21 protein-coding genes are annotated in these 26,421 nt (G+C 44.2%); 14 read left to right on the top strand and 7 right to left on the bottom strand.

What is annotated here, in order from left to right:
* Position 1 precedes the first annotated feature (1 nt).
* The 3 genes from D6855_RS05620 to D6855_RS05610 all read left to right on the top strand — a co-directional run bounded on the left by D6855_RS05620 (position 2) and on the right by D6855_RS05610 (position 5,329).
* A complete protein-coding gene (locus D6855_RS05620) occupies positions 2–2,386 on the top strand; it encodes a hybrid sensor histidine kinase/response regulator (RefSeq protein WP_120738901.1) in 2,385 nt (794 codons plus the stop codon).
* Between the two features lie 153 nt (positions 2,387–2,539).
* Entirely contained in the window at positions 2,540–4,633 is a 2,094-nt protein-coding gene (htpG, locus tag D6855_RS05615; protein WP_120738899.1) for a molecular chaperone HtpG, read from the top strand.
* A gap of 99 nt (positions 4,634–4,732) precedes the next feature.
* Positions 4,733–5,329, top strand: coding sequence for a flavin reductase family protein (locus D6855_RS05610; RefSeq protein ID WP_120739174.1), 597 nt, complete (start codon positions 4,733–4,735; stop codon positions 5,327–5,329).
* A gap of 467 nt (positions 5,330–5,796) precedes the next feature.
* On the opposite strand, the gene D6855_RS05600 is transcribed toward D6855_RS05610, so the two are convergent.
* Both D6855_RS05600 and D6855_RS05595 read right to left on the bottom strand, forming a co-directional pair.
* A complete protein-coding gene (locus tag D6855_RS05600) occupies positions 5,797–5,979 on the bottom strand; it encodes a DUF4250 domain-containing protein (RefSeq protein WP_120738895.1) in 183 nt (60 codons plus the stop codon).
* Positions 5,980–6,027: 48 nt separating this feature from the next.
* Positions 6,028–7,737, bottom strand: a complete 1,710-nt coding sequence (locus D6855_RS05595) for a methyl-accepting chemotaxis protein (RefSeq protein ID WP_120738893.1) — start codon at positions 7,735–7,737, stop codon at positions 6,028–6,030.
* A gap of 246 nt (positions 7,738–7,983) precedes the next feature.
* Between D6855_RS05595 and D6855_RS05590 the strand changes: the two genes are divergently transcribed.
* The 7 genes from D6855_RS05590 (at position 7,984) to D6855_RS05560 (ending at position 13,437) form a co-directional block, all read left to right on the top strand.
* Positions 7,984–8,712, top strand: coding sequence for a CpsB/CapC family capsule biosynthesis tyrosine phosphatase (locus D6855_RS05590; protein ID WP_120738891.1), 729 nt, complete (start codon positions 7,984–7,986; stop codon positions 8,710–8,712).
* 21 nt (positions 8,713–8,733) lie between these two features.
* Complete coding sequence (locus D6855_RS05585; RefSeq protein ID WP_120738889.1) at positions 8,734–9,465, top strand: YveK family protein; 732 nt, start codon at positions 8,734–8,736, stop codon at positions 9,463–9,465.
* A 9-nt stretch (positions 9,466–9,474) separates the two neighbouring features.
* On the top strand, positions 9,475–10,308 hold the full coding sequence (locus tag D6855_RS05580; RefSeq protein WP_120738887.1) for a polysaccharide biosynthesis tyrosine autokinase: 834 nt from the start codon (positions 9,475–9,477) through the stop codon (positions 10,306–10,308).
* Between the two features lie 12 nt (positions 10,309–10,320).
* Positions 10,321–10,845: a hypothetical protein gene (locus D6855_RS05575; protein WP_120738885.1), complete on the top strand. Its 525-nt coding sequence runs from the start codon at positions 10,321–10,323 to the stop codon at positions 10,843–10,845.
* Positions 10,846–10,856: 11 nt separating this feature from the next.
* Entirely contained in the window at positions 10,857–11,918 is a 1,062-nt protein-coding gene (locus tag D6855_RS05570; protein ID WP_120738883.1) for an LCP family protein, read from the top strand.
* Between the two features lie 4 nt (positions 11,919–11,922).
* Positions 11,923–12,708: a class B sortase gene (locus tag D6855_RS05565; protein WP_120738881.1), complete on the top strand. Its 786-nt coding sequence runs from the start codon at positions 11,923–11,925 to the stop codon at positions 12,706–12,708.
* A gap of 81 nt (positions 12,709–12,789) precedes the next feature.
* Positions 12,790–13,437 carry a hypothetical protein gene (locus tag D6855_RS05560; RefSeq protein WP_120738879.1) on the top strand — a complete coding sequence of 216 codons (648 nt, stop codon included), beginning with the start codon at positions 12,790–12,792 and terminating at the stop codon, positions 13,435–13,437.
* Between the two features lie 104 nt (positions 13,438–13,541).
* Here D6855_RS05560 and D6855_RS05555 read toward each other — a convergent pair whose 3' ends face one another.
* The 4 genes from D6855_RS05555 to D6855_RS05540 form a co-directional block, all read right to left on the bottom strand.
* Positions 13,542–14,411 (bottom strand): carbohydrate ABC transporter permease, encoded by an 870-nt coding sequence (locus tag D6855_RS05555; protein WP_120738877.1) that lies wholly within the window; start codon positions 14,409–14,411, stop codon positions 13,542–13,544.
* Complete coding sequence (locus tag D6855_RS05550; RefSeq protein ID WP_120738875.1) at positions 14,411–15,496, bottom strand: carbohydrate ABC transporter permease; 1,086 nt, start codon at positions 15,494–15,496, stop codon at positions 14,411–14,413. Before D6855_RS05550 ends, D6855_RS05555 begins: the two co-directional genes overlap by 1 nt.
* A gap of 102 nt (positions 15,497–15,598) precedes the next feature.
* Positions 15,599–16,945, bottom strand: coding sequence for an ABC transporter substrate-binding protein (locus tag D6855_RS05545; RefSeq protein ID WP_120738873.1), 1,347 nt, complete (start codon positions 16,943–16,945; stop codon positions 15,599–15,601).
* A gap of 346 nt (positions 16,946–17,291) precedes the next feature.
* Positions 17,292–18,308 carry a LacI family DNA-binding transcriptional regulator gene (locus D6855_RS05540; protein ID WP_120738871.1) on the bottom strand — a complete coding sequence of 339 codons (1,017 nt, stop codon included), beginning with the start codon at positions 18,306–18,308 and terminating at the stop codon, positions 17,292–17,294.
* Positions 18,309–18,432: 124 nt separating this feature from the next.
* Here D6855_RS05540 and D6855_RS05535 point away from each other — a divergent pair, with 124 nt between their 5' ends.
* Entirely contained in the window at positions 18,433–19,407 is a 975-nt protein-coding gene (locus D6855_RS05535) for an adenylylsulfate kinase (RefSeq protein ID WP_199712404.1), read from the top strand.
* A 14-nt stretch (positions 19,408–19,421) separates the two neighbouring features.
* The gene (locus tag D6855_RS05530) at positions 19,422–21,077 is read left to right on the top strand and encodes an alpha-amylase family glycosyl hydrolase (RefSeq protein ID WP_120738869.1); all 1,656 of its coding nucleotides are present in this window, start codon (positions 19,422–19,424) and stop codon (positions 21,075–21,077) included.
* Positions 21,078–21,081: 4 nt separating this feature from the next.
* Here D6855_RS05530 and D6855_RS05525 read toward each other — a convergent pair whose 3' ends face one another.
* On the bottom strand, positions 21,082–21,864 hold the full coding sequence (locus D6855_RS05525; RefSeq protein ID WP_120738867.1) for a formate/nitrite transporter family protein: 783 nt from the start codon (positions 21,862–21,864) through the stop codon (positions 21,082–21,084).
* A 200-nt stretch (positions 21,865–22,064) separates the two neighbouring features.
* Here D6855_RS05525 and D6855_RS05520 point away from each other — a divergent pair, with 200 nt between their 5' ends.
* Entirely contained in the window at positions 22,065–24,227 is a 2,163-nt protein-coding gene (locus D6855_RS05520) for an NHLP family bacteriocin export ABC transporter peptidase/permease/ATPase subunit (RefSeq protein WP_120738865.1), read from the top strand.
* Between the two features lie 60 nt (positions 24,228–24,287).
* Positions 24,288–26,420, top strand: coding sequence for an ATP-binding cassette domain-containing protein (locus D6855_RS05515; RefSeq protein WP_243111814.1), 2,133 nt, complete (start codon positions 24,288–24,290; stop codon positions 26,418–26,420).
* The last annotated feature ends 1 nt before the right edge of the window (position 26,421 follow it).

Here is a 26,421-nt window from a genome sequence, read left to right as displayed (position 1 = left end):
TATGAATAGGCAGAACAAGACGGCTTCAGAAGATAAAAGAAAAAAGAATAATATGATCATACCGCTTGTCTTTGTATTTGTGTTTATGACGGTCATGGTTGTTTATGTTTCATCTTTGATGTATAAGGTAGCTGTTTCCAATTCTTATGCGGTTATGGAAGACAGGATAATGACAGTTTCATCAATGATAGACAATCATTTAAACACTGCCGAGAACGTTCTTCATGTGGCGGGAGACTCTGTACATCACATGCTTGTAAGTGGTACTACTTCTGCCAGGATACATGAGTTTTTGGTGAACGAAACTACAAATGTTTCAGAGCAGTTTGATGAAAACTATACAGGGTTATACGGATACATCATGGGGAAATATATAGACGGCCTCAACTGGGTTCCGCCAGAGGATTATGATCCCAAGAGTCGTGACTGGTTTATTGTTGCCAAAAAAGCTGCTGGCGAAGTGGCTTTTTCTCCGCTCTATGTTGATGCTCAGACTGGAAACATGATAATATCCGCCTGCAGAATGCTGCCTGATAAGCAAAGTGTTATCGCGTTGGATGTGCAGCTTCGTGGGATACAGTCAATGATGAAGGAACTTAAAGTCAACGGAAAAGGCTATGGATTTGTGATTGACAGTGACGGTCTGATTATTGCCAATGAAGACGAGACCAAAATAGGCACCAACATATCTGAAACGGAAGGGGGCAAAGAACTGCTTGCTACTATCAGAGAGGTTGATTCCGGCAGCTTTTCATATAAGATAGGAAAAGAAAAATCTACAATTCATGTCAACAGCGTTGGCAGTGATTGGTATGTTGTCATGGTGGTAAGCGACAGAGAGCTGTACTCAGAGGTCTGGAGTCAGCGCATCGTTATCATTATAATATGTGTCCTGATTTTCTCCATGATCAGTGCGGTTTACTATGCGGGTTACAACAATGAGAAAAAGTACACGACGAGAATGGAGGAGATGAAGCTTGAAGAACAAAAGTCGGAATATGACAGGAAAGTATTAGAGCTTGAAAAAGATGCAGCCAATGCCTCCAATAAGGCAAAAAGTGACTTTTTGGCTAACATGTCGCATGAGATAAGAACGCCGCTTAACGGCATTCTTGGCATGGATGAGATGATCATAAGAGAGAGCAGGGAGTCCAGGATAAAGCAGTATGCGCTGGAGATTAAGAGCGCAGGAAATACTCTTTTGTCCATAATCAATGACATCCTTGATATGTCCAAGATAGAATCGGGAAACTTTGAAATCGTACCTATTGACTATGAGGTGTCATCGGTTCTGAATGACGTTCTCAACATGACGAGGCCAAGGGCTGGGAAGAAGGGGCTTGAGTATGTTTTTCAGGTTTCTCCCGATATCCCCTCAACTCTCAACGGAGATGAGATCAGAATAAGGCAGGTGATACTAAACATCATAAACAACGCCATCAAGTACACACAGGAAGGCAGTGTGAGCGTTGTGATCGCCGCAAGGGAAATTGAATCTGGAAACTTTGTGGATCTTGTCATAAGTGTTTCAGACACAGGTATGGGAATCAGGGAAGAGGACAAGGACAAGCTCTTTAAGAGTTTTCAAAGGCTGGATGAAAAGAAAAACCGTAATATTGAAGGGACTGGACTGGGCCTTCATATAACACACAGTCTTCTGGATATGATGGGAGGCAGAATTGACATCGAGAGCGAGTATGGCAAGGGAAGTACATTCACGATCACGGTTCCCCAGCAGGTGATAAATAAAGAACCCATCGGCGATTTTTCGAAAGCTGTCAAAAACTATCTTGATAATATAGGAACCGATGAAGTGGCTCTATATGCGCCCGAGGCTGAGGTTCTCGTGGTTGATGACAATGCCATGAATCTTGAAGTTATAGAAGGATTATTGGCAGATACCAGGATGAAGCTGGAACTTGTACAGTCCGGAGAAGAATGCATTGAGAGAGCTTCTAAAAAGAAATATGACTGCATTTTGCTTGATCAGATGATGCCTGGTATGAGTGGAGAGGAGACTCTCATCAAAATGAAGGAGATGGATATCCTCAAAGGCACTCCGGTCATCGCTCTTACTGCAGATGCCATAATAGGTGCCAAGGAGAGCTACATACAAAAGGGCTTTACTGACTACATCAGCAAACCTGTTAAATATGCTCTTTTGGAACAGGCGTTAAAAGACTATTTACCAAAAGGGAAACAGATTGTTAGGGATAAAGAGGAAGGCATGCCGGTTATCCTGATTTGGGGAGAAGACTCAGACAAACTAAAGGCAGAGAAAGAAAAGCTTACGACCGTGTATAAGTGTGTCTGTGCTGTGGGAGATAAGGCAAGAGATAAATATCTGGAAAAACATGAAGTTCAGGCTGTGATGCACGTTGTTTAACAGGAAGTATGCATATATTGACTTTTGTTAGCACTCACTGATGGTGAGTGCTAAATTTTTGTTGACTTTTGGTTTTGTGGGTCTTAAACTAGTTTTTGGGCGATAAGCAGCATGCCCTATTATTATGGATTTTTACAAAAAGGAGTGAGAATTATGGCTTCAAAAAAGGGTAATCTTTCAATCAACAGCGAGAACATGTTTCCGATCATCAAGAAATGGCTCTATTCGGATCATGATATTTTTTACAGAGAAGTAATTTCAAACGCCTGCGATGCTATCACCAAGATCCGCAAGATGGATATGATGGGTGAGTATGAGCTTCCAGAAGGCTTCAAGCCTCGTGTGGACATCGTGCTCAACGACAAGGACAAGACCATCAAGATCACAGATAATGGTATTGGTATGACAGCTGAGGAAGTTGAGGAGTACATTAACCAGGTAGCTTTCTCAGGAGCAACAGACTTCCTTAATAAGTATAAAGACAAGGCTAATGCCGATCAGATCATCGGTCACTTTGGACTTGGTTTCTATTCAACATTCATGGTATCTGACTACGTAGATATCGATACTCTTTCATATAAGGGAGCAGAGGCTGTTCACTGGACCTGCGACGGCGGCTCAGACTTCGAGATGAGCGACGGCGACAAGACAACAGTTGGTACAACTGTAACTCTTCACCTTTCTGAGGACTGCCTTGAATTCTGCAATGAGTATAAGGCAAGAGAAGTCATCGAGAAGTACTGCTCATTCATGCCTTATGAGATCTACCTTTCAAGGGAGAACGAGGAAGGCACAGAGACCATTAAGGCTTCAGAGAAGCTTGATTCAGATACAGTGATCGAAGAGATCAAACCTGAAAAGAAAGAGGGCGAGGAGAAAGAGGGTGAGCTTCAGCTCAAGATCAAGAGAAGACCTCAGCTTCTTAACGATATTCACCCACTTTGGGCTAAGACTCCTAAGGACTGCACAGACGATGAGTACAAGGAGTTCTACAGAAAAGTATTCAGGGATTACAAGGAGCCTTTATTCTGGATCCACCTCAACATGGACTATCCTTTCAACTTAAAGGGTATCCTGTACTTCCCTAAGATCAATATGGAGTTTGAATCCATTGAGGGAACGATCAAGCTCTACAACAATCAGGTATTTATCGCTGACAACATCAAGGAAGTTATTCCTGAGTATCTGATGCTCCTTAAGGGTGTCATCGACTGTCCTGATCTTCCTCTTAACGTATCAAGATCAGCCCTTCAGAACGATGGCTTCGTCAAGAAGATCTCAGAGTATATCTCCAAGAAGGTTGCAGAGAAGCTTGCAGGTCTTTGCAAGACAGATAAAGAGAACTATGACAAGTACTGGGATGACATCAGCCCATTCATCAAGTATGGCTGCCTTAGAGACGACAAGTTCTGCGAGAAGATGACAGACTTCATCCTCTTTAAGAACCTTGATGGTAAGTACCTCACAACTCCAGAGGCTCTGCAGATCAACAAAGAGGCTGAGGAAGAGGCTGCCAAAGAGGGTGCTGTTGACGAGAACGGTGAAAAGGTTGAGGCTGAGGTTGTTGATGATGGCAAGAAGCTTGATTCTGCAGAAGGCGCTGATAAGGCTGAGGATAAGCCAGAGGATAAAGAGCCTCGCACCATCTACTACGTAACAGACGAGCAGCAGCAGAGCCAGTACATCAAGATGTTCAAGGCCCAGAAGATGGAAGCCTTCATCATGAACCACAATATCGATGTTCCATTCATGGAGCAGCTTGAGCGCAAGAACGAAGGCATCCGCTTTGCTAGAATTGATGCTGATCTTACAGATACATTCAAGTCCAAGACTTCCAAGAAGGCAGCAGCTGAGCTTTCTGAGAAGGAAAAAGAGCTCGCAGAGATGGTCAAGAAGGCTCTTAAGAACGACAGACTTACCGTTAAGCTTGAGAAGCTCAAGGACAAGAAGATGTCATCAATGCTCACAGTTTCTGAGGAAGCAAGACGTATGGCTGACATGATGAAGATGTATGCGGCAAACGGAATGAGCATGGGAGACTTTGGCAATGAGGGACAGACACTGATCCTTAATGCAAACCATCCTCTTGTTGAGTATGTAATGGAGCACGGCGATGACAAGAACGCCAAGATGATCGTTGAGCACCTCTACGACCTTGCGCGCATCCAGAACGCTCCACTTGAAGGTGAAGCAATGAGCAGGTTTGTAGCTCGTAGCAACGATATCATGATGGTACTTGCACAGTGATTTTGATGCGCACTCGCGCGTAATGTATGTGTTGCATAAATGCAACCGCGCTCGGCGCGAGAATGCCGCAGGCGGCATTATTCCATGAAAGGGACTTATATGTCAAAACAAGTATGGAAGCCTGGAAATATGCTTTATCCCCTGCCAGCAGTGATGGTGAGCTGTGGCAGAGAAGGGGAGACTCCCAATATCATAACTGTGGCCTGGGCTGGTAATGTGTGCACTAACCCCGCCATGCTCTCAATCTCCGTAAGGAAAGAGAGATTCTCCCACAGCATCATTAAGGATACAGGGGAGTTTGTTGTTAATCTTGTTGGAAGAGACCTGGTAAAGGCAGCAGACTGGTGCGGAGTAAAGAGCGGAAGAGACTTTGATAAATTCAAAGAGATGAAGCTTACGCCTCAGGAGTCCCAGAAGGTAAAGTGCCCGGGAATCCTTGAAAGCCCCGTAAACATCGAGTGCAAGGTTCATCAGATCTTAGAACTTGGAAGCCACGACATGATCATCGGAGAAGTTATGTGCGTAACGGTTGATGAGAAGTTCATGGACGACAAGGGGCGCTTTGATCTTGGGGCAGCAGATCTTATAGCCTATTCCCACGGCGAATACTTTGAGCTTGGCAAGAAGCTTGGCAAGTTCGGATACAGCGTATCCAAGAAGCCTACTAAGAATAAGGTGAAGAAAAAAACTAAATAAATTCCTTGCGGACATGTCCACTGCGGTATTCCACGGTCCCTTTGACAGCTGTCAGGCCAGGCTTTATTTTTGATCAAGCAGCAATGGATTAGAATGCCAACCGGCTGGAGGTGGCATTTTGCCTGTGATGGCTGACTTTTGGGCCAAATGGGCGGTTTTCCAAAAATGGGGACCCTATTGCTATAGCACGAATTGCAAGGTAGTCATTCCCATATCGCTAAGTGGTATGGAAAAAATGCGCATCAAATTCCTCTTAAACAATAAAAAGCATGAGGATTATCAGTATATTGTAAAAACCATGGTACCCCATTTTTGAAAATAGGCCATTTTGGCCCAAAAGCCGAAGAAACAAAATGATTGCACGCAATCCATGGGCGCGCATCATATGTAAACTGTCGTGAAATGGGCGTTATAATTTTTTAAGCAGAATATAAAAGGGAAGCCGCATAATGTGACTTCCCTTGTTTTTATTTAAACTGATTGGTGCCGGCGTCGTACTTATATCCGATGCCCTCTAGTTTTGAAACTATTGTATCAAGGTCATCCTTTGAAATATCAAGGCCGTCAGCCAGTGAATCAAGGCCGCTGTAATTGTCTCTAAGCTGCGTGTTCAGGTAACTTAGCAGCATAACAGGATCCTGTGGTAACATCTCTTTTCCTCCGGTAAACTTGTCAGGTCAGATCCCAAGCTCCACAGTTTACTCAAGCTTAAACTTGCCAACTTCGTTCTGGAGTTTGCTTGAAAGCTCACTACTTGCTGATGCATCTTCGTCAATCTTGAGCATGTTCTCGCTCATCTCGACTGACTTCTCAGCAGTGGTGAGAACGTTCTGGGTAGCATCCTCAACTGCAGAATTGATGGCGCCTGTGGATTCCTGAATGAGGTTGACGTTCTTCTGAATCTGCTCTGAAGCTTCAGCAAAGCGTCCCATCATCTCATCGATTCTGACAGCGGAGTTAAGGTAATCCTCGCTTATATTAACAAGCTTATCATATCCGTCAATGGTGGTGTCCTTAACGAAGGCAAGAAGGTTCTCTGCCTCGGCGGACAATTCGTTAACCGCGGTGATAACTTCGGAAGAAACTGTCTGGATCTCTCCAGCAGCTTTCTGGGAGTTGCTTGCAAGTTCACCGATCTCAGAAGCAACAACTGCAAAGCCTTTTCCTGCATCTCCGGCTCTTGCTGCCTCGATGGAAGCATTGAGGGCAAGGAGGTTAGTCTGGCTTGCAATAGCTATGATGTTTCCAGTAAGATCTTCAATCCTTGAAACTGCCTTGGAGCGTTCGATCTTATCAGATACAGACTCGGCCATCTGGGCAACTTTTTCTTCTGTGCTGCTTCGCTCTGAAGAAGCTCTTTTGCCTGTCTCAGATGCAGATTCTTTAACGTCTCTTGAGAAGTTACGGCCGCTGTCAATCTCTTCAACGATATCCTTGAAGGAATTGGTGATATCGGTCATAAGCTCTGTCATCTCGTTAAGGGAGCTAGATGTATTTTGCATCATAGAACTCATATCTGTAATTGTGGAAGATATGGCCTCTGAATTACTGCGGGCATCCTTGATATTAACTGCGATATTTCCAGATGCAGTGCTAAGCTGGTTGGAGTCTGAGTTGATGGACAAAAGCATCTCTCTGATGAACTGGATAAGAGAGTTGACGTTGTTACCGATAACCTCAAACTCGTCGCCAGAGTCAACTTCGATATTTCTTGTAAGATCGCCGTCGCCATTGGAGAGCTCTACGATCTTGTCGTTAAGGGCATTAAACTTTGAAGCCAGCATTCTGCTGAGGATAAAGAAGATGATGCTGCTAACAAGTAGAACAATGATGCAGGTTATAATGATGGCTTTCATAAGTGAAGATGTCTGCTCTGTAACCCAGTCCATGCTTACATCGGCACCTACTGCGCCAACAACTTTTCCGTCGGCCTTGATAGGAGCATAGGAGGTGATGTGGGTTCCCCATTCATCAGTGTAGGGTTCCTTGCTTGATACGATCTGGCCCTGGAGAGCAGGGATTGCCTCCTCGTCGTCAAATTCATCGCCTATAGCGGAGTAGTCCTCAATCTGGGCATCTATTGCATATTCAAGAGAGCCACCCTCAGCATACCTTACGGTGTAAAGGTACTCGATGCCAGTCCCATCCAAGATGGTGGTGAGGAGATTGCTGACTTCAAGATACGCCTCAGTGCCTTCTTCGCCAGGCTGAACGGAAGCAACAATGTTTCCATCAATTAGCGCAGCTGCAGAAGCAGCGATTCCCTCGGTGTTCTTTCTGATCTCGAGATTTAAGATATCAGTGGCCTTGTTGTAGATTATGATGCCCAGGATGATATCAGATATCAGGAAAAGAGCTATCACACCCATTATCAGTTTCTTTGTAATACTGATCTTACGTACCTTCATGCTTTCCTCTCCTCTCTCCGAGTGCAAAACATACCTATAAAATTATAATATCGTACTATCGAAAAAATGTGCACATTTTTACACTAAAAAATACATGAGTTTATAAGTTTTTTAGTCCTTAAATATCATCAAATCTACATATGGTACTTTTCGTATTATTAACCACACAATATTGGAATAGTACGTTTTTTGGTGTATAATTATTGTGTAATTTTATATTCTAAGGTAACTATGTTTAGGAGCGCTATGCAGCCTACGATAGATATACATTGCCATGTTATGCCAGGCGTTGACGACGGTTCACCAGATATGGCCTGCAGTATTTCAATGCTTAAGATAGCCGAGAAAAATGGCATCACACATATGATCCTTACACCGCATCACAAGCCCATGCACCACAACGTCAGCCCTGAGCACAACGTTGTGTACAGGAAGAAGCTTCAGGAGGCGGCCAAGGAAGAGGGGCTTAAGATAAAGCTCTTTTCCGGAAATGAGATCTACTATAGTGATGAGACCATGGACCAGCTGATAGATGGACAGATATGCCCACTGGCAGGCTCTGAATACGTGCTTGTTGAGTTCCATCCAACAGCCACTTTTAAGTCTATACAGAATGCGGCTTACAGGGTACAGGGGGCTGGATACATTCCGATAATAGCCCATGTCGAGAGATACAGCGACATTGTAAGTCACCCGGCAAGGGTACAGGATCTGGTGGATATGGGATGTTACATACAGGTCAATGCCTCCAGTATCATGGGAGACTATGGATTTGGAATAGGGCATTTTTGTAAGAAGCTGTTAAAAAGTGAGCTGGTTCACTTTGTGGCATCAGATGCCCACGATGCAAAAAAGAGAGCGCCAAAGCTTCTTGATTGCAGAAACTATGTTGAGCGAAAATTTGGCGAGGACTACGCCACAAGGCTGTTTTTCCTTAACGCGGCAAACGTCATTCGCAATGAACAGATAAAATGAACCATTACTTAGGAGTAACCTATGGGGAATAGGGACGACATAATTGAAATCAATCTTGGCGAGCTTTTTGCAGTGCTCTTGGGCAGGGCGTTTCTTATCATCAGCGCCGGTATCTTTTTTGCCCTGGCAGGACTGTTTATCAGCAAGTTCGTAATCCATCCGGTTTACGACTCCACCACCAAGATATACATTCTGAATAAAGAAGAGAACCAGACAGTAACATATTCTGACGTGCAGATATCCACACAGCTGACTCAGGACTATGCAGAGCTTATCAAGAGCCGCTACGTTTTAGAGGAGGTTATCCAGAGACTTAATCTTGTGGATATGGACTATGAAAGTCTTTCAGATGTTCTCAAGGTTGATACTCCGTCAGATACCCGTATTGTTGCCATAACAGCAAGGGACGAGGATCCTCTCATGGCCATGCAGATCGCTAACTGCATAAGAGAAGTGGCCAGTGAGCACATCACAAACGTTATGGATATCGACGCCATCAATGTTGCTGAGACTGCTAATGTTCCAACCCAGAAGGCTGGACCAAGTGTTGCCAGATGGACTGTTATTGCAGGTTTCCTTGGAGCAGTAGTTGTGGCATTTTTTGTTATCCTGGGATATCTTCTTGATGACACAATTAAGAGCAACGACGATGTTGAGAGGCACCTGGGACTTAGCACACTGGCACTGGTTCCACTCACATTAGAAGAAACTGATAAAAAGAAATCCAAGAAGTCTGATAAGAAAAAGAAATAAGGAGATCACATGCAGAGCGCAAAACTCCATTTCAGCCAGTCTGAAAACAACTATCAGATAAAAGAAGCATATAAGACCCTTCGAAGCAATATCGAATTCTCCGGACAGAACGTGAGGGTTATTTCAGTAACCAGTTGTACGCCCGGTGAAGGCAAGACAACAGTTGCCATGGCCCTTGCAAGAGCCTTTGCAGAGGCGGGTAAAAAGACTGTTCTTGTGGATGCAGATATGCGTAAGTCCGTTCTTGTTGGACGATACAGAACCGGTTCTGTAAGACTTGGACTTACCCACTGCCTCGTAGGTAGAGAGCGTCTTTCAAGCGTTATCTGCGAGACAGACACCCCAAATCTGTATGTTGTATTTGCGGGACCTGTACCGCCAAACCCAAGTGAGCTTCTGGGCGGCAGGATCTTTGGTAAGGTTCTTGAGAATATGAAGCAGGTATTCGACTATGTCATCATTGATACACCTCCTCTTGGAAGCGTTATCGACGCTGCGGTTGTTGCCAAGCAGTGTGATGGCACAGTTATGGTCATAGAGAGTAATGCCATCAGCTACAGATTTGCCCAGAGAGTCAAGGACCAGCTGGATAAGGCTGGAGCCAAGATGCTGGGAGTTGTCCTTAACAAGGTAGATATCTCTGGTAAGGGTTACTATGGCCACTATGGCAGCTATTATGGCAAGTACTATGGCAAGTATTACGGCAAATACTACGGAAATGGAGATGATGGTGTTGATATTCCATCGCCGCCAAGACCAAGCAGTTCTGTTGCAGATATAGAACCTGATGACGATGACCTGGACGAGCTCAACTACCTGGCAGGCGTCACAAGGAAAGACTGATAGGAGAATTAGATGAGAGGTAATATTCTTGGAATATTCTTTTCAATATTGAGTGGCGTTTTGATCTTTCTGATCGTGGTAGCTTATGGCAGAAGCGATCGCATCGAGCCTGAGTTTCGTTTTTCGTCTGTGGATATAATCTATGATTCCAAGACCACAGACAATGACTTAAAGAACGGAATTGCAGCATACGATGCCAAGGACGGAGACTTAACCCGCAGGATCGTGGTTGAAAAGGTGGTCCTTAACAGGGAAAAAGAGACTGCGGTTGTTTATTATGCAGTCGCAGACCTTTCAGGTAACGTGACCAAGCAGTCAAGAGTATTTCCTGCTGACATAGCAGATATTGATTATAACGGTGATTCTTCCGAGACTATGGAAGATGGTATGTTTCCTAACATGATGGATGGCATGAATAAGGAGAGCGGCGAAGGCGGTTTTATGATCCCTGTGGGGGATGAAACAGAGACCCAGGGTGAAGGCGAGGCTACTTCAGAGACGTCAGCCACAGCAGAAAACAATACAACCGGTAATTAACAGGAGACAATATGCGGGGAAAAGGAAGAGTTTTCCTCATTGTTTGGGCGAGCCTGATGACCCTTATAGTGATCGGTCTTGTTGGCTTCGAGATGGTGAGGATATTTGGAAAATCGAATCTCAGCTCTAAATCCGCTACCAGTACGCCTATGATGGCGCCTACGGACTACGAAGAGCAGCCTGCAAGTCAGGAAGTGGCCTGGCAGTCAGACTGGGTCAGATACAACGGAGAAGTTTACGATTACAATGAAGACATCACCACGTTCCTCATTATGGGCATTGACAAGACTGATGAGGTGGTAACTGCGGTTCCAGAGGGTGATGATGGCGGACAGGCAGATGCTCTTTTCCTTCTGGTTCTGGACAACAGAAAGGGAGCAATAAAGGTAATCGGAATAAACAGAAACTCCATGACTGACGTGGATTTCTACGATGAGTACGGAAGATATCAGACCACTATGGTGGCACAGATAGCAGCACAGCACGCCTTCGGCGATGGCATGGAAAAGAGCTGTGAATACCAGGTGAAGGCTGTTTCAAACATGTTTTATCAGCTGCCTATCCATGGCTATGTTGCCATAAACATGAGCGCCATACCTACAGTTAACGATCAGGTGGGTGGAGTGGATGTAACTGTTTTAGAAGATCTCACCAAGTGGGATAAGTCCCTTAAAAAAGGAAAAGATGTTCATCTTGAGGGCGAACAGGCTTTCACGTACATCAAACAGAGAGATACCGCTATTTACGGATCCAACGATGCAAGACTTGAGAGACAAAAGCAGTATCTGAACGGCTTTATTGAGGCTGTTCGTGAAAATAGCGCAGAGGATCCTGGCTTTGCAGTAAGTCTCTTTAAGTCTGTAAGTGACATGATGGTTACCAACATCTCTGTTGATGAGGTCAGCTATCTGGCTCCATACATAACCAGCTACAGCTTTGACCCATCAGACATCAAGGTTATTGAAGGCAAGACTCAGAAGACAGGTAAGTTTGAAGAGTTTATCGTGGATGAAGAGGATCTTTATCAGACTATAATTGATACTTTTTATGAAAAAGTTGATTATGTGGGCTAAATAAATGCAAAGTTTATGCCGAAATAACTACATAGAGAAGATTGCGCTTAAAAGGCTTTTGGCAATAATCCTTGCATCGCTGATGCTTACAGGATGCGCAGCAAAAGGAAATGATGATCCTGCTAAGGGGAATGGGAGTGAGATCTCTGATGAACCCCGGGTTGATTTTGAAAAGCTAAAGAGCCAGAACAGCGATATTTTTGCATGGATAAATGTCCCTGGGACCGCAATTGATTACCCAGTGTGTCAAAGCGGAGATGGAGATGACTCTTTTTACCAGACCCACAATTATCTTGGGCAGTCAGATCCTAAGGGCGCGATATACACAGAGTGCGCTAATCTCACTAATATGTGTGATTTCAACGAAGTTTTACACGGGTCTTCACCATCAGATGGGACCATGTTTGCAGATCTTCAGAAGTTTCTGGATAAAAAGTACTTCGACGAACACGAGTACATTTACGTATATTTGGAAGGCAACGCACTTGTTTACTACGTGTATGCCGCCTATACCAGAAACTACACAAGACTCCTTGAGACCTATGACTTTACCTACGCAGCCGGATGTCAGGCTTTCCTTGACGAGGTTGACCATGGAAAGAGCATGAACAAGATGCTCAGGAATGGTTGGGCAGGTATGGTTGAGCCGGATAATTTCATTATTACGCTTACCACACAGAACATGGATGACCCTTCCAAACAGATAGTTGTTGTGGGATGTCTTGTGGGAGATGTAATGGGAACTATAGACAGAGAGGTGGATTACTCAGACCCTTCTTTGGATTGGTGATTGGTCAGATGGATAGAATCTCTGACATCATATATAATATAATTAATGGTCAAACAAAAAAGAAAGTATGGAGGCGCGTAAATGAAAAAGATATTAGCTCTTACTCTTTGTTGTGTGATGTTTATTTCTTCATCAATCTGTGTGTTTGCAGCTGAGCAGACACAGAACTCTCAGGTTGGCTCACCTTCAATCGACAGGATCATTGAAGAGCTTGAAGAGATGAGGGCTCAGAATGAGGAGCTTTCAAGACAGATTGCTGAACTTACAAAAGCTGTTAAAGCAAGAGGCAGCAGCGGCGGTGGCGGAAACTCAAGACCAACACCTGCTCCTTCAAGCAACAGCAACTACGTAAACTTTGGGGGAACAGTGACATACCAGGGTGGCAGAGTAGAAATCAATGGTGGCAGAAGCAATGCTACACTCACCATCAAGGCTCCAGGTTCAGGCGTTATCACTTCAGCTAATACCCTTGCTGGTAAGCTTGGTGGATCATTGGTATCCTGCATCAATGCAAGCGCACCTGGTGTAAACTTCAAGACAGCTAAGGTTAACTTCTATGTTGGCGGAGTTGCAGATGGAGAAAACATTGCGGCTTATCAGAACCAGGGCGGAACCTGGGTTCAGCTTCCTGTAGCTGAGGTCCGTCAGGATCATGTTGTAGTTAACATTACAAGACTTGGTGACATAGCATTTATCAGAGTTCCTGCACTTGCTTCCATTACTGGCTGATTACTATATATTAATAGAATAAAGAAGAATCAAAAGACCCTTGTCAGATTAACTGGCAAGGGTCTTTTCATGGAAAAATGTATATTATGAAAGAAAATGGTTTATTAACCTTTTACAGCACCTTCGATCATTCCTTCCATGATCTGTCTCTGAGCTATAAGGAAGATGATGATCATTGGCGTGATAGCAAGAAGCGCGGCTGGAAGGATTCTGTCCCAGCTCTTTACGTAGGAACCTACGAACTTCTGAATAGCGATTGGAATAGTCATTACTTTACCGTTCTGTCCAAGCATCATCGATGGAAGAAGGTAGTCATTCCAGATCCACATACCGTTGAGGATCGTAACTGTTGTGATAACAGGTGAGAGCAGCGGGAAAATGATCTGGAAGAATGTCTGCTCTGGTCTGCATCCATCAATGGCTGCAGCTTCCTCCAATGTATATGGAACACCTTTGATGAATCCTGTAAGGATGAATACTGTCATTGCTCCACCAAATCCAAGATAAGCAAATACAAGACCTGAAACTGACTGAAGCATCTGGATTCCGATGAACTTACCAACATCCCTGAAACTTGAGATAAGTGGAAGCATTACTACCTGGAAAGGAATGATCATGGATGCAATGAATATAAAGTAGATCACTGTTGACCATACAGTCTTGTTACGGCAGATAACCCATGCAGCCATTGCTCCAAAAAGTGCCAGCAGAACAAGGGATAAAACTGTAATAAGTGCTGAGCTTCCAAAGGAACGCCAGAACATGAAGTTTGGATCATTTATAACAGCTTTTATATTGGTCATGAGCTGACCAAAGCTTGCACCTGCAGTGCTTACAGGATTTGATGTTATATCCGAAGTCTCTTTTCCTGAGTTAATAAGAAGCAGGATAAATGGGAACAATACATAAGCTGCGATAACAACTGCAATAATGAGTCTTATTACTACAGAAGGCCATTTTTCTTTTGTATGCATTATAATTCCACCTCCCTCTTATTAGATATACGAACCTGAACGATGGATACTATAGCCAGGATGATGAAGAACAGAACCGCTTTAGCCTGGCCAAGAGCGTAATCGTTATTGATAACTGCTGTGGTGTAGATGTTAAGGGCCAGCATCTCGGTTCCGTTTGCAATGTAGTTGCCAAGGAAATCGATAGAGCCCTTACCATTTGTCAGCGCAAGGTTTACATCGAACTGCTTGAAGGCAGATGTCAGTGTAAGGAATGTACATATTGTAATAGTAGGAGCGATCATAGGAAGCTTGATGTTGAAAAGAGTCTGTGTAGGGCTCGCTCCATCGATGGCAGATGCCTCAAGTACGTCGCCAGGGATAGTGTTAAGACCTGTGATGTAGATGAGCATGATATAACCTGCATACTGCCAGATATATACGATGATGACAGCAATGAATGCTGTATGTGTATCCGAAAGCATTGAATAGGTTCCGGTAAACTTAGTAACTACGTTACTGAAGATGAACTGCCAGATATAACCAAGAACAAGTCCTCCGATAAGGTTTGGAAGGAAGTATGCAGCTCTGAAGAACCCAAGTCCCTTGATCCTTGATGTGCAAAGAAGAGCAAGTAAGAATGCCACAAGGTTTACAAGGATCATGTTGAAAACAACAAACAGGAATGTAAGAAGAATTGACCAGAGGAATGATGGCTGCTTGAACATTCTTGTGTAGTTTGAAAGACCAACAAATCCGGTCATCTTGATTCCGTTCCAGTCGGTAAAGGAGTATCCGATACCAAGGAAAAGCGGAATGATCACTGTTACCGCAAAGGCAAACAGGAGCGGGAACAGGAAAATAATATTGATGATTGTTCTGTGATACTTAAGTGTTGGGAAAAGATAAAGGCCAACGAAAAACAGGATAATACCACATACGAACATGGCACCTCTACCCAGGATGATAGGTGTATTTCCACTATAACCTAAGATAAGGTCTCCTGCGCCGGTTATTGATAGACCAAGACCGGCAATCGTAAGCACAAGTCCCAGAATGAGGCTGCCAAACGATGCAACCTTTCTACCGGTAGAAAATGTACCCATTCGTAATCCTCCTCTCAAAGATGAAAAACGTAAACTGCAGGCTTTAATTTATTTTAACAAAAAGCGGGCAGAGCATGGAAGCCCTGCCCGTATAGAAACTAATTACTGAGCGTAATAACCAGCTATAACCTTAGCCATTGTTGAAACGAATCCGTCAGCATCGAGCTTGCCCTTTGCATAATCAGCGAATACGTTACATGTCTCGTTCTGAAGACCGTCCTTCTTGAGCATTGTGTGCCATCCAGAGTAGTTACCAGCTGTGATGTAGCTGTTCATGCTCTTGTAGAATGGGTTAACAGCCTCATACTTGCAATCGTCGAAAGGTGATACAAGACCAGCCTGGTTTACAAGGATATCCTGAGCTGAATCGCCTGCGCACCAGTTGAAGAATGCCTTAGCGCCATCAACGTTGCCATCAGCAAATGCTACCCAGTATGAAGGAGGACCAGCGATGATTGTGTTGATACCATCCTCAAATGCATATGGAGCAAATCCGCACTCGAAAGATACGTCGTCAGGAGATGTTACACACCAGTTACCCTGTGTGATGAATACATACTTGCCTTCCTTGAAGCCAGCTACCTGGTTGTCGTATGTTCCGTCGATAAGAAGTGCAGGATCTGAGTACTTGTTCATCATGCCAACGAACTCAGCGAAGTTTTTCATTCTAGCTTCGTCGATCTTACCACCGTCGTTAAGAAGGTCGATGTATGTTGTGTCATCAGCCTTAAGACCAGCGTCAAGGTACTGAGCGAATACGTGTGTTCCTGAAGACCATCCAAGGTTTGTAGGCTCTGCGCACCAGCCAAATACAGCTGTGATGCCAAGCTCATCCTTCTTGGAATCAAGAGTCTCGCAAGCTGCCTGCCAAGCTGCAGGAGTTGTAAGAGAAGCAGGATCAACACCAGCTGCCTTAAGGATGTCAGCGTTGTATCCAAGTGCTGTAGCCTCTACAGTGTAAGGGAATCCGATTGTTCCCATTGAATCGTTAACAAGTTCGAAACCTGTCTTGTTTGTCCAGTCCTCGCCAGCAAGGTCAGCAAGCATGCCGTCCCAGTTAGCTGCCTGGTTAGCTTCGATAACGAAGATGTCAGGCATGTTGCCTGCTGCGTTCATCTTCTTAAGCTCGTCAGAAGCGTTTGTGTCACCACCGATTGTCTCTACAACGAGAGTGTTACCTGTCTCCTCATTGTACTTAGCAGCAAGAGCCTGCATCTGATCGTTGATCTCAGGCTTACCATTAAGAAGACGAACCTCCCCAAGAGAACCTGTAGCTTCAGCTGCAGGAGCCTCTGTTGTAGCTGCTGCTGTATCAGCAGGAGCTGCTTCCTGTGTCTGTGCATCTGTGTTGTCAGATGTTGTTGTGCCAGTAGTACCTGTTGTTCCACAAGCAGCAAGTGAAAGAACCATTGTGCTTGCAAGAAGTACTGACATGAGTTTCTTTTTCATTTCTAATCCTCCTTTGTGCAAGTTGCCATAACTTAATTCTTTTTTGGCGGTTACTTTTGCGCATAAGTTGTACGCTAAATTCAAAATAACACAGGAAACCACAAAAAACAAGGTGGTTTAGGTAAAAAGACCAATGCTAAAATTAACTTATGGGGATAAGCTTGCATGGATAGTGAACTTAAACGTATTCGTTAGAAACTAAAAAATCGATAAAACGTATATAAAAAATATATTAAAACATAAAAAACGAGGAACTTATGCGCGTAAGCTGCATTTGGTAAATTTGTACACAAAAAAACTGCCATGCTGTACATGTGCATGGCAGTTAGCTGTAGGCTTATATGAATTATCTGGAAATGTCTTTGACAGTATCACGAACCACAAGATGGGTTGGAAGCTTGATCTGATTGGGAGTTTTTTCACCCTTTAATTGTTTGAGCAGAGTGTCAGCAGCGGTGATTCCCTTTACCTTTACATCCTGGTGGACAGTAGTGAGGGCTGGTCTGTGGAGCTGACCCAGCATATTATCGTCAAATCCCACAATGGAGATATCATCCGGAACTGAGATGCCTCTGTCCTGAAGTGCGGCCATAAGTGTTACTGCATAAAGGTCTGATACACAGACGATGGCGGTAAACTCTTTTGATCTCTCGCAGATCTCTTTTAAGCTTTCCTCGATCTCGTCTGATCTTGGGCGGATCTTTAAGAAGTTGGACTCTTTATACTTGATGCCTGCATCTTCCAAAGCTTTTTTGTAGCCTGTAAGCCTTGCAAGGTCAACGCCCTTGGTGTTATCTGACAGGAAAGCGATCTTCCTGTGACCATTTGCGATAAGGTGATTAACTATCTCGTATGTGCCCTGCTCATCGTCAAGCCCTACGTTGGTGAAGTGCTTAAGCCCCTCCAAGCTGTAGGTGTCAATACATACGATGGGCTTTTTATATTTCTCACTGACTCTTATACCGTCATCATCAAGCATACCAAAGAGGATAAGTCCGTCCACGTTCCAGGTGGAGACGTGTCTCATGATCTCAGCTGTATCACTTGATATGTACAGCATCATGAAGTATCCTGCTTTTCTGATGGTCTCTTCGACACCACCTATAAGTACTGATACGAAGGGGTCCATGATGAGGTTCTCATACTTGTCGGCTCTTGCCTTAAGAGCAAATCCTATGATCTTGGATTCATTCTGAGCAAGATTCCGTGCATTGATGTTTGGAACGTAGTCGACTTTTCGTAGAAATTCCTCTACTTTTTCCCTGGTATCATCTGATACCTCAGAGACTTTTCCGTGGATTACATTTGAGACCGTAGTGGTGCTCATGTTCAGTTGTTTAGCGATTTCCTTAATGGTTATCATGTTTTTTCCAGCCTTAGATATTGGGACTTTACAAAGAAAAAAAGTTATTGTATCTTTGTTCACAAAAATAACACGGCGGTTATCTTTTTGTCAAAATAGCAATTGAATATTTTTGAGGAGTATTATGAATACAAAATATAACAAAATCACTGTTTTAGATGGAACAATTGATAAGCTTAAAAATGCATGTGATGGTATTCAGAACATAGTGATCCCAGAAGACATTCCTCACGGCGATATGCCCGGGGATAAGGTAGAGATCGAAGAGGGTCACATTTCCAAGGCTAAGACTATTTTTCCTATATTAGTAAAAGAACTTACGGAAAAAATGTCAGCTAATCCCTACAATCGAGCTGTAGTGGCTGTTTGCGGTGGATCGGGCGTTGGAAAATCTGAGATTGCGTCACTGCTGTCATATTTCCTTGAAACAGCAGGAATAGGCAGCTACACTTTATCTGGAGATAATTATCCACACAGGATACCTATGTACAATGATGCTGAAAGACTGCATACATTCAGAAAATGCGGTATCGCAGGCATGGTTGACGCAGGTGTCATGAATCCTGAAAACGCTGCTAAGATCAGAGAACTTCAAAAGGCTGAAGATGATGCAAACAAGGCTCATCTAGGCACTGACACCTGGTTCAGAAGTTACTTTGAAGCAGGAGCTGCAGGACTTAAGGATTATCTTGGAACTCCCAAGGAAACAAACTTTGAAGAAGTTGATCAGATTATGAAGGCATTCAAGGACGGAGCAGACAAGCTCTGGCTCAAGAGAATGGGCAGAGATGAAGCTTCCCTTTGGTATGATGAGGTTGATATGTCAGCTAAGCAGGTCCTTATAGTAGAGTGGACCCATGGAAACAGTGACTATATGACCCAGGTTGATATCCCTGTTCTTTTAAATTCAACTCCAGAGGAGACTTTGGAGCATAGAAGATCCAGAAACAGAGATAGTAAGCTTGATAGCCCATTTACTATGCTGGTTCTTGAACTTGAACAGGAGAAGCTTACCAGCCAGGCAAAAAAGGCTAAGATCATCATCTCAAAGGCAGGGGAAATTTTAACATTTGACCAGTTTCAGAAGCTCATGGGCTGATACGGAGGAATAGGATGAGTAAATTCGTAGACAATGGGCCAATGCTCAATGCTTACCCGGACAGCTGCGGTGGCAGACTTTCGGATATTGCATCAGTGCTCTCTTTAGCAGAGTTCAGGGACGCATTTCAGTCTTTTTATATTCTGCCCAGTATCTTTAATACTGATCTGGACAGAGGTTTTTCAGTTATAGATTATGGAATCAACGAGGAGATGGCAGACAGGGAGGACCTTGATAAATTAAGGGACCTTGGTATCGACCTTAAGCTGGATTTCATTTTAAATCACGCATCAGTTCTTTCTCCACAGTTCCAGGATCTTATTAAGAACGGTGAGAATTCAAAGTACAAAGATTTCTTTATAAACTGGAACAAGTTCTGGGATGGCTATGGCGACATGACAGAGGATGGCTACATCCAGCCAAAGCCAGAGTATATCAAGGACATGTTCTTTAGAAAGCCAGGTCTTCCTATCCTTATGGTAAGGATGCCAGATGGCAGCGATGTTCCTTACTGGAACACGTTTTATCAGGAGGTGCAGTATCCACGCTTTAATGCTCAGGATCTTATGGAGCATATGGATATTCAGTTCCTTGCTGCCGAGAGGCTTGCGGAAATTGTGTGTGCGGGGCTTGATGAGGGGAAAAAGCCTTCCGAGATTGAATTTGGAAGATTCGAGAAATATAAGGAACAGACGGTAGCTCTTTTGGAATCAAAAAGACGCTATCTTGGCCAGATGGATCTTAACATTAAATCTGATCTTGTCTGGGAGCATTACAGGAACACTCTTAAGGCGCTTGCCGGCTATGGTGCTAAGATCGTAAGACTTGATGCCTTTGCCTATGCACCAAAGGAGCCAGGTAAGAAGAATTTTTTAAATGAACCTGATACCTGGGATGTTCTTGAAAAGGTAAAAGAGCTTGCTGATGAGGTGGGTGTATCCCTGCTTCCTGAGATCCACGCAAGTTACAACGAGAAGATTTATGAAACAGTAGCATCTAAGGGCTATATGACTTATGACTTCTTCCTTCCCGGACTTCTTATCTATGCCATTGAGAATAAGAACGGCGAAGTTCTAAGGAAGTGGGCACAGGAGATTCAGGAAAAGAAAATTCGCGTAGTCAACATGCTTGGCTGCCACGATGGTATTCCACTTCTTGATCTTAAGGGAATCCTTGGTGAGGATGAGATCCAGGGCATGATCGACACCATTGTTGGAAGAGGCGGATACGTAAAAGATCTCCACGGTCAGAAGAACATGTACTACCAGGTAAATGCCACATACTACAGCGCTCTTGGGGATGACGACAAAAAGATGCTCTTTGCAAGGGCAATCCAGATGTTCATGCCAGGTAAGCCACAGGTATGGTACCTCGATCTTTTTGCTGGCAAGAACGACCACGAGGCAGTTAAAAGAGCTGGCGCCGGCGGTCACAAGGAGATCAACAGAACCAACCTTTCAAAGGCACAGATTGAAGAGGCGCTTAAAAAGGATGTGGTCAAAAAGCAGCTTTTCCTTCTGAAGTACAGAAATACCAATCCGGCCTTTGGATTTGACAGTGAACTTAACATTGAGACTGATGGAAGTGTAATGACATTTACATGGAAAAAAGACGGCCATGAGGCTAAGCTCAAGGCCGACTTCAGTGATTACAGTTATCAGATCATGTAATAATTTAATCTTTTAAATATGCTGCGAAATAGGTGGCGCCTACACACAGGCTGCCGCCTATTATATTGCCTATAGTTACGGGGATGAGGTTCGTAACAATAAATCCAAAGAGTGAAAGCCCCTCGGCTGGAATGCCATAAACAGAAGATGCGATCATTCCTGCAGGAATGAAATACATGTTGGCAACACAGTGCTCGAAACCGCCAATAATAAAGAGCATAACAGGAAACCAAAGGGTAAGTACTTTGCCAGCAGCTTCTTCTGCAGCAAATGAGCACCATACAGCCATGCAAACAAGGATGTTGCAGAGGATTCCTTTGAGCAGTCCATCCATAAAAGTTATGTTTGACTTGGCAACTGCAGTATTTACAACTGCCTGAGCAAGCTTCCCATCAGCGAAAGCGTAGGTATGTGAAAAGTTAGCAAGAAGAGCAATTATGATTCCACCGACCAGGTTTCCAAGATACACAACGCCCCAGTTCCTGAGCATTCCCTGTACTGTAGCTTTTTTGGACAATACGGGAACCATGATAAGGCAGTTACCTGTAAACAGTTCAGCGCCGCCAATAAGCACCATAAAAAGTCCTATAGGAAATACCACTGAACTGATGAGTCTTCCGGTGGATGGATCTGGTGCACATACAGAAGCTATCTGGCTTCCCAGTCCGCCAAGGGCGATGAAGGCTCCCGCCATTATTCCCAGGATAAATGTTTTTCTAAATGACAGTTTTGTTTTCGCTGTTCCTGCAGCTTCATAAGCCGCTGCAATCTGCGCTGGTGATTTCATTTTTGCTCCCCCCTCACTATATAAAAATTTTTATCCCAATACACATAATATAGTATACCAAGGTTTGTTAAAACACAATATATAGTTGTGTGCAAATAAATCGAATCGATTTTGGGAATCTTAGCTATAAACCGCACAACAAAGGGGAAAATTAAGGTATAATTAGTCTAAAGTCAAAAATCTAGGGGACTATTAATCATATGAATAAAGTAGTTTCTAATGGAGTTGCAAAAGTACCAGTAGTTATGCAGATGGAGGCCCTTGAGTGCGGCGCTGCATGTCTGTCTATGATCCTTGCATATTATGGCAGGTGGATCGCTCTTGAGCAGATGAGACTTGACTGTGGTGTTTCAAGGGACGGATCAAATGCCAAAAATATCCTCAAGGCTGCCAGGAAGTATGGGCTTACTGCCAACGGATACAGGCTTGAACTGGATGCTCTTAGGGAAAAGGGCATGTTCCCCTGCATAGTGCATTGGGATTACAATCACTTTATTGTGCTCAATGGCTTTAGAGGCAACAAGGCCTATGTCAACGACCCTTCAAGGGGCAGCATTGCAATGCCAATAGAGGACTTTGCCAAGGGCTATACCGGAATAGCCCTTATGTTTGATGTGACTGAAAACTTCCAGCCAGGCGGTAAGAGAAAGAGTGTGCTGGAATTCGCCGGCAAGAGACTTAAGGATGCCAGGACAGCAGTTATCTTTACTGTTGCCATGACAATCTTTTCATATGTATTTAGCGTAGTTAATCCATTTATGTCAGAGTACTTTATGGATAAACTTCTTACGGGCACAGAATTTGAAAACGCTGACCCGTTCCTGATCCTTTTAGGATTCCTTGCTTTTGTCCAGATCATTGTGTCCTGGATATCTGCAGTATATTCACTGAAGATCGATGGAAAGCTTGCAATTAACGGTAGTACCTCCTTTATGTGGAAGGTACTAAGACTTCCTATGGAGTTCTTTTCCCAGAGAATGTCTGGTGACCTGATGATGAGACAGACTACCAATGAAGAGATCGCCAGCGCCATCGTTAACACCTTTGCTCCTCTGTGTCTGAACACAGCAATGATGGTGTTCTATCTGGTAGTTCTTATCAGATATTCGGTTCCACTTACAATCCTTGGTGTGACTACGGTTCTCATAAACCTTATCCTGTCCAAGATCATTTCTGATCACAGGATAAATGTTACCCGCGGAATGCTGATAGACAGCGGCAAGCTGGCAACAACCGCACTTTCAGGTATCAGCATGATCGAGACCATCAAGGCCAGCGGAGCAGAGAACGGATTCTTTGAAACCTGGGCAAACTTAAAGGCCAAGGTTGATGAGAAGGAAGTTCAGTTCATGAGAAATGACACCTATATGGGTGCTCTTCCAAACATGATCTCCAAGCTTGCTAACTACGGTATCACCTTTGCCGGCGTATATCTTGCCATGCACGGTCAGTTCACCATCGGTATGATCACAGGTTTCCAGGGAATTCTTGCTTCCTTCATGGAACCTGCAACTACTCTTACCAATGCTGGACAGACCCTTCTTGAGATGCGTACCGAGATGGAGCGTGTCGAGGACGTAATGGAGTACAAGACTGACGAATTCGCTGACAGAGGGGACGACGACAGCCACGAGTTTAAGAAGCTCAGCGGAAACGTTGAGATAAGGAATGTTACCTTTGGATATTCAATTCTTGATGAGCCATTTATCAAGGACTTTTCCATGAATCTTACAACGGGTAAAAGAGTCGCCATCGTAGGCGGAAGTGGATGCGGAAAATCCACTATGAGTAAGCTGATATCAGGACTGTATAAACCCTGGAGCGGCGAGATCTTATTTGATGGCAAATCAATTTCTGAGATTGACAGAAGTGCCTTTACAGGTTCAGTTGCCGTTGTTGATCAGGATATCATCCTCTTTGAGGACACAATAGAGAACAACATCAAGATGTGGGATGAGTCGATCGAGGACTTCGAAGTTATCATGGCTGCAAGAGATGCCCAGATCCACGACGATATCATCGCCAAGCCTTCAGGCTATCAGTACAAGCTTTCTGAAGGTGGAAAGGATCTCTCCGGCGGACAGAGACAGCGCCTTGAGATTGCCAGAGTCCTGGCCATGGACCCATCCATTATCATTCTTGATGAAGCCACAAGTGCCCTTGATGCCAAGACTGAGTATGAGGTAGTTAAGGCCATTAAGGACAGAGGAATCACACTTATCATCATCGCCCACAGACTCTCAACCATAAGAGACAGTGATGAGATCATAGTTCTTGATAAGGGAGAGATCGTAGAGCGTGGAACCCACGATGAACTTATTAAACTTGGCGGCTACTACAGCGAACTGGTAACAAACGACTAAGTATACACTAGGAGCGTAAAATTGGGCTGGTTTGACGAACAAATAAGACAAAGAAAAAGAATGGATGACGAGCTTTTCAGGGATTCCTATGACAATATTGCTCATAGGGTACTTGGCGAGCCTGTCAAAAGAAAAGATTTAAAGGCCAACATCAAAAATGCCATTGATGAGGTTTTCTACTACTACAACTATCCAAGAGTAGAGGTACCCCACAATATTACTGACCCGCTGGATCAGATAGAGTATGCGGTAGGCACAGTTGGTATGATGAAGGCCAATATCAAGCTGGAGGGAAAGTGGTTTAGTGACTGCTTTGGGCCTATCATCTGCTTCTTCAAAGAAGACAATATGCCGATAGCTCTTTTCCCAATCGGGTTTGCGAGGTATTTCTACTATGACCCTGACACTGGCAAAAAGGTGAGAGTTGGCAAAAAAGAGGCACAGCAGTTTTCAGAGGATGCAGTGGCTTTCTATGAGCCTCTGCCTCTTAAAAAGCTGGGAATCCCTGACCTTATAGGCTTCATGAAGAGAAGGCTTACGCTCTTTGATTATCTGTCAGTTGCAGTTATAGCTCTGATTTTGGTGCTGTTTACCATGATCCTTCCTTATGCATCCCAATTGCTGACAGGAACAGTTCTTGATACCAAAAACTACAGCCTTTATATGGCCCTTGTTATTGCCATCATAGTGACCATCTTCTTTACAACTCTATTTGATGCGCTGGAGACAGCAGTTTTGGCAAGAGTAAAGTGGAAGGTTACAATCCCTGTTGAGCAGGCGGTTATGCAGAGGATCCTGACACTTCCTGCTACGTTCTTCAGGCAGTACAGCGCCGGTGAATTATCAAGCAGATCCTCAAGTATCAACGAGATCTGTGAAATCATCATTCAGGATGTGTTTGCTTTTGGATTTTCATCAGCATTTTCACTGGTGTACTTATTCCAGATCTTTCACTATGCACCAAGGCTGGTGGTGCCATCCGTTGTGATCATGTTCCTTACGGTGCTCTTTTCCACAATTTCCGTTCTGATGCAGATGGGTATTTCCAAGAGGCACATGGAGCTCCTTGCCAAGGAGAGTGGCCTTACCTTCGCTATCATCAACGGCATTCAGAAGATCAAACTTGCAGGCGCAGAGAAAAGAATATTTGCAAAGTGGGCTAATCAGTACGCAGAGGGCGCAGCTCTTCAGTACAACCCGCCATTCTTCCTTAAGATAAGCGGTGTTATCAATACCGGAATTTCGCTGATAGGTACAGTAGTACTCTATGGTATCGCCATTAAATCTGGCGTGTCAGCTCCTGAGTACTTTGCTTTTAATATCGCCTATACAACCATGTTCGCAGCGTTTTCACAGCTTTCATCAGCTTCTCTTTCAGTGGCCAAGATCAAGCCTGTTCTGGAGATGGCTGAGCCAATCCTTAAGACTGAGCCAGAGAAGACCTTAAGGAAAGACATGGTCACAAGAATAAGCGGCGGTATCGAGATGAACGGTGTTTACTTCAAGTACAACGAGCAGGCACCTTACATCCTTGAAAACTTCTCAGTCAAGATCAAGGCCGGAGAGTACGTTGCCATCGTAGGTAAGACCGGATGCGGTAAATCCACTTTGGTAAGGCTTCTTCTTGGGTTTGAAAAGCCTGAGAAAGGTGCAGTTTTCTATGACGGAAAAGATCTTGAGAGGATTGACCTTAAGTCTCTTAGGCGTAAAATAGGTTCTGTTATCCAGGATGGCAAGCTCTTCTACGGAGATATATTCAGAAACATAGCCATTGCTTCCGAGAAGCTCACGAAGGATGAGGCCTGGGAGGCAGCTGAGATGGCGGGAATCGCCGATGATATCAGGGCAATGCCTATGGGCATGAACACCATCATTGCTGAGGGTCAGGGAGGAATCTCCGGAGGCCAGAAGCAGAGGATCCTGATTGCCAGAGCTGTGGCAAGCAAGCCCAAGATCCTGATATTTGATGAGGCTACCAGCGCCCTTGATAACATTACCCAGAGACAGATATCTGAAGCCCTTGACGGTCTTAAGTGCACCAGGATCGTAATCGCCCACAGGCTTTCAACAATCAAGAACTGCGACAGGATCCTTGTTATGGATGGCGGCAAGATAGTTGAAGAGGGTACATATGACGAACTTATTGCCAGGAAGGGCTATTTCAGCGAATTAGTAGAAAGGCAGCAACTGTAAA

The organism is Butyrivibrio sp. CB08 (assembly GCF_003625485.1).
Taxonomy (GTDB): domain Bacteria; phylum Bacillota; class Clostridia; order Lachnospirales; family Lachnospiraceae; genus Butyrivibrio.
The sequence above is the reverse complement of the archived record's forward strand: the minus strand, read 5'-3'. Positions and strand labels throughout refer to the sequence as shown.